This is a genomic window from Vibrio sp. M260118, assembly GCF_036533755.1.
GTDB lineage: Bacteria > Pseudomonadota > Gammaproteobacteria > Enterobacterales > Vibrionaceae > Vibrio.
Genome location: NZ_JATABG010000267.1, coordinates 1 through 5,086, shown reverse-complemented (window position 1 = coordinate 5,086; position 5,086 = coordinate 1). Strand labels below are relative to the sequence as shown.

At 45.8% G+C, this 5,086-nt stretch carries 4 protein-coding genes; 1 reads left to right on the top strand and 3 read right to left on the bottom strand.

Annotated elements, in window-relative coordinates:
* Nucleotides 1-2,974 (top strand): hypothetical protein (locus QTO00_RS14585; RefSeq protein WP_331425443.1); only part of this gene is annotated, 2,974 nt, incomplete at its 5' end.
* Nucleotides 2,975-3,019: 45 nt separating this feature from the next.
* Here the strand turns inward: QTO00_RS14585 and QTO00_RS14580 are convergent.
* The 3 genes from QTO00_RS14580 to QTO00_RS14570 all read right to left on the bottom strand — a co-directional run bounded on the left by QTO00_RS14580 (nt 3,020) and on the right by QTO00_RS14570 (nt 4,943).
* A complete protein-coding gene (locus QTO00_RS14580; RefSeq protein ID WP_331425442.1) occupies nt 3,020-3,331 on the bottom strand; it encodes a c-type cytochrome in 312 nt (103 codons plus the stop codon).
* A gap of 68 nt (nt 3,332-3,399) precedes the next feature.
* On the bottom strand, nt 3,400-4,407 hold the full coding sequence (gene ltaE, locus QTO00_RS14575; protein WP_331425441.1) for a low-specificity L-threonine aldolase: 1,008 nt from the start codon (nt 4,405-4,407) through the stop codon (nt 3,400-3,402).
* 11 nt (nt 4,408-4,418) lie between these two features.
* Nucleotides 4,419-4,943 carry an NUDIX hydrolase gene (locus QTO00_RS14570; RefSeq protein ID WP_331425440.1) on the bottom strand — a complete coding sequence of 175 codons (525 nt, stop codon included), beginning with the start codon at nt 4,941-4,943 and terminating at the stop codon, nt 4,419-4,421.
* Between the last annotated feature and the right edge of the window lie 143 nt (nt 4,944-5,086).

Here is a 5,086-nt window from a genome sequence, read left to right as displayed (position 1 = left end):
ATCATTTGTCGTGACTTTTGAACAAGTCGATGGAAACCAGCAAACAACATCGCACATGACTCAATTTGATGTTGCGGGCTTCAACTACAGTGATGTTAGTACTCATGTCGTTAATTACGCCAGCGTCAACCAAACTCAAACAAGTGGCTTGCTTTCCGTTAGGGTTGAAGATTCACAAGATTGGGAGGCCGACGGTAGTATCAATACCGTCTTACTGATGGCGGCTGGCGACAATGGCGAATATGGAGTTGGTTTTGCCATGCCTATTTGGGCTAACCCTCAAGATGGCATACATGAAGAATACGCCGATTTCAATTATACGCCGGACAACTGGGACAACCTGACGAGTTACTGGTATGAGTATTTGCGTGAGCATAAAGCTGACGGCAGTATAGTGGAGCAGGGAAGGCGTTTTGTTTTAGATGAAACCTCGAATATCAAACTCATTCAAGGCAATGATCCTACTGGATTAATGTTCCACAAGTGGGCGCAAACTTCTAGAGAGGTGTCAGATACCGAACGCAACGAGCATGTTACGTGGGAGCATCTCGCGCTTGATGGCTATGACTTTACCGCACCAACCGATAACATAGGGCAGGCGTATCGTATATACACCCATCAGTTCGATGGTATCTGGACGACAGTTTCATTTGATGAGTGGGGTAGCCAAGATGTCGACAGCTTACCTCAACAAATCGAAAACGCGCGCTCAGGCGGCACTTCGATGTTTGATATTGATGATTCTGTCGTGCCGGGGTTAGATCGCTATGCCGCTTCTCTCCCTAACGCTACATTCCAGTATCATGAGAACGGTTTAGCACGTACATGGTATGCCGTTACGCAAGATCCGCGCATGACAGATGGTACGCCAACCGTCGTACCGATTACGTTAAGTGACAATGGTGTCATGCCTAACAGCTATGTCGTCAGCAATGGCCCAGATCTCATTTTGGTTGCCGCGATAGATGAGAACAACATTTACCCTTGGTTTAACGCATATTACCGTCAACGCATCGATATGTGGGCGCAAAATATGGGGCTAGATTACTTTGATTGGACAACCAACATAGGCCAGTTGTTTATCCACCAAGCCGATGCAGAGGCGCGGCTTAATGAAGTGCTTAGTCCTCAGTATAGAATCTGTGGTTCGGAAAACACTGGAGAAATACATAGCCCAGCAGATAACTATTGGAACTTCGTATCCTCTGCGGGTAACTGTGGCTATATCGGTATAGATAGCAGCTATTTAGATGGTTTAACTCTGTATTATCAAGAAAGTACTGCCCATTACTTTAGTTATCAGTTTAACTCTGATGGCTCTGGTACATATTATGAGTCGGAAGAAAACTATACCACTGGCTTTAGCTGGTACATGACTGAAACTGGAATCATCAGTGTAAACAACGGTGGTGATACTGAGCACTTTGCTTATATCGCGGATCAAGATGGACGATTCAGCATGCTTGGCTTTTTTGAGTGGGATGAAGACGGCACACCATACAGTGAAATCATTGGCATGGAAATGACCAGTTATCTGCCTTCAGGGTACAAGGTGTGTACTAACGGCGATACGGGTTGGGATGAGGCCAATGACCGCCCTTTAGGCTCTTCAGAATATGCTGATTTGCAACAGGCGGTCAGTGATTGCGGAGGCGCTGTTCCACTTACAGCGGATATGATCAATGGGTTAACTTGGCATGACTATGATGCTGATAAAGACCAACATAAAATCTGGAATTTCTTTGCCGACAATACTGTTACTAAAACAAAAAACGGTGTCGAGTCGGGTCCATTTACTTGGTTCATCGACGCCAACGGCTACTTGAACATAGTGTATGACCCATCTAATCCGGATGACTTCATTATTATGGCGTTAATAGCTAGCGATGGTGAGCGCTACAGCTTGAAAGCGCTAGATAGCTACCCTGAAGAGGTGAATGGGCAAACGGAAATCTGGACAGAGATCGTCACGGAAGAGTTTGTCACGACTGACCCTATTGATAAAACCGGAGTGATTTCAGCACTTACGACTCACGTCAACTGGTTCTCTCCGTGGGCCGAGTTTGATGAGGGAGAGCAAATAGATAAACTCTATTTTGATCATTTCGATATCACGCAAGTTGATTCAATGGCATGGAGCAGTACGAGTGTGGTTGAAACTAATAGGACCTTATCTACGATTGATATTAGCGATGATTTCGACATTATGTTAACCGCTGATGGTTGGAAAGAAGTAACCGGCTTCGAGTTTGATCTTAGCGCGAACAACATTGTCGGTGCCTCACCAGAGGCGCCAAACTTAACCTACTCGATCATCTTTGCTGCTGTTCATAACAAACAGGGAGGGAATATCTCAACAGAAGCACCAGGGGAGTGGACGCATTATCTTAACGACTCAGATGTCTATCCAAGTGGTTCGCAGCTAGTTGCTATTACGATGCGTAACGATGAGGACAGTTACTATATGCAAGATTGGCGACCTTATCATACGCTTGGGGAGCCTGGTGTAGATAATGATGGAGACCAAGTTCTAAGTCTGGACGAGCTGTTTGTAATCAGTAGTGCTGGTGATGGAGTGCAGGCAGATCTATTGGATTCAGCAAGTATCGGGCACGACGTCAGTGTAGAACTCGTGCGTCCAAGTAATATCGACACTATGGGCGTTGCCAACTTCTTTACTATCGACTGGCACGGCTCTGGTACGGCTAACTTAGTTGCAACGGGAAGCTGGGAGCTTAGAACAGTTCACGGTGAAGAGCTTGTTCTGTTTGAAATCCCTCAAGCGGTCATTGATAGCTATGGCAATGTTCTCGACGCCAACTGGGTGTTCTACAGCTTGTATCGCTCTGATACGGGTGGGGATGATCTGGTTTATGTCGGCGAGTTTTATCAAGCTCGAAGTGAACGTGATGAAGTCTACATGTTCAACGGCACCGCCAAAGACGCGATAATCAGTGCCGCTGATATTCAGTAAAGGCATTAACTAAACCAAAGCCCCGGAAATTCGGGGCTTTGCTGTTTACTCTTGGCTAGCAAAGTATGCCGCGATATCTCGCAGGTCTTGATCATTGAGCTGCGATAGCTGAGCCTTCATCATTTCCGCTAAAGCACCCTGGCGATGACCATCTTGGTAGTCTTTCATCGATTGGTAAAGGTACTGAGCGTTTTGACCTTTTAAGTGTGGGTAGGAGGGATTAGAGGCCGTGCCATCAGTGCCGTGGCAGAACACGCAGCTCGGCGCTTTCACTTTACCAAGTTCAGCGTTGCCAAATTCACTACTTGCGGTTGCAAAGAGTGGGGTAAGCGACAACAGGAGTGCAATGTACTTCATGAAAGCATCTCATAAATCAAACATATACAGAGCATAAAGCTTCCCCTTAGGGGAAGCTCAACAAGTGATTACGCGACATACAGCGCAAGTTTTTCTAGTAGTAGGTCGATGTCCTTGCTGGAGATATCTTTATGGGTAACGAAGCGGATTGGGTTACCCGGTGACACGGTAATACCGTCATTGGCTAGCTGGTGGGCAATCTGCTCGATTTGAACTGATTCATTCAATTTGGCAAAGACAATATTGGTTTGGACAAACTCTGGATTTACGTGAAACCCGTTTAGTTCGCTCAAACCTACCGCGAGCTTTTTAGCGTTCTGGTGATCGACTTTTAACTGTTCTACCTGTTCGGTTAAAGCCAACTTGCCTGCCGCTGCAAGAATACCTGCTTGGCGCATACCGCCACCCACCATTTTGCGTAATCGACGAGCTTTGGCAATTAACTCTTTACTACCCAATAGTAGAGAGCCGATTGGTGCAGACAGACCTTTTGATAAGCAGATAGTCATAGTATCAAAGTGCTTAGCGATCTCTTTAACATCAACATCTAAAGCAACGGCAGCGTTATAAACCCTTGCTCCGTCAAGATGAAGCGATAATCCGTGCTGATCAACGAACTCTCTTGCTTCTGCTAGATAACTAAGAGGTAGTACTTTGCCGTTGATGGTATTTTCTAGGCTTAGCAATTTGGTACGCGCAAAGTGTGAATCATCAGGCTTAATGGCCGCCTTTAGTTTTGCGAAGTCGAGAGTTCCATCAGGGTTATTTTCAATTGGTTGAGGTTGAATAGACCCCAATACAGCGGCGCCACCCGCTTCGTATTTGTAGTTGTGCGCTTGCTGTCCACAGAGGTACTCGTCACCTCGCTCACAATGAGCCATCAAGCCCAATAAGTTCGCTTGGGTACCTGAAGTGGTAAAAAGTGCAGCTTCAAAACCGTGACGCTCGGCAGCCCATTGTTCTAGTTCGTTTACGGTTGGGTCATCACCATAGACATCGTCACCGACAATGGCTTCAGCCATCGCCTTGCGCATTGCGTCTGTTGGTTTGGTTACTGTATCTGAACGAAAATCCATATTCTAATCTCCTAAATGTATCCACACAGTTTCGCTTTACTCAAACACGCGATGGTTTTTGCGTCGGTAATCTCACCATCAACGATCTTTTGCTCTAGCTGTTGCAACGATAATGAGATGACTTCAATCACTTCATCCTCATCACAAGGTAAACGCTGGGTTTGAGCTAGTTGCTTAGCAACAAAAAGGTACTGAATCTCATCACAAAAGCCAGCAAGCGGGGTTACCTGACCTAACGGGACCATACTCTTGGCGCTAAAGCCAGTCTCCTCTTCGAGCTCTCGATGTGCACAGACTTCAATAGGCTCGTCAGCCTCTAATGTTCCCGCAGGAAGCTCAAGCAACCACTTTTTTAGTGAGGGGCGATACTGGTTAATCATGATGATGTTGTTGCCCTCATCAATAGGCAAGATGACCGCAGCACCTGGATGGGAGATGGTGGTGTGAGTTATATGGTTTCCATTTGGCAGAGTTACAGGCTCTTCAATCAGAGAAATTCTTTTCCATGAGTGGAGGATTTTTGTCGTATTTTTCATTTTGTAGTTATAAGTCCTAGCTCAAGACAGAGGTTACATTACCTGCTTGGGTTAGTGAGATAAAGCTCAAACTGGTGAATGAGTAAAAACAAAAGCTTACATAGAGTGATGGAACTCTCAAAAGTGGAAACATTGTTTTCATA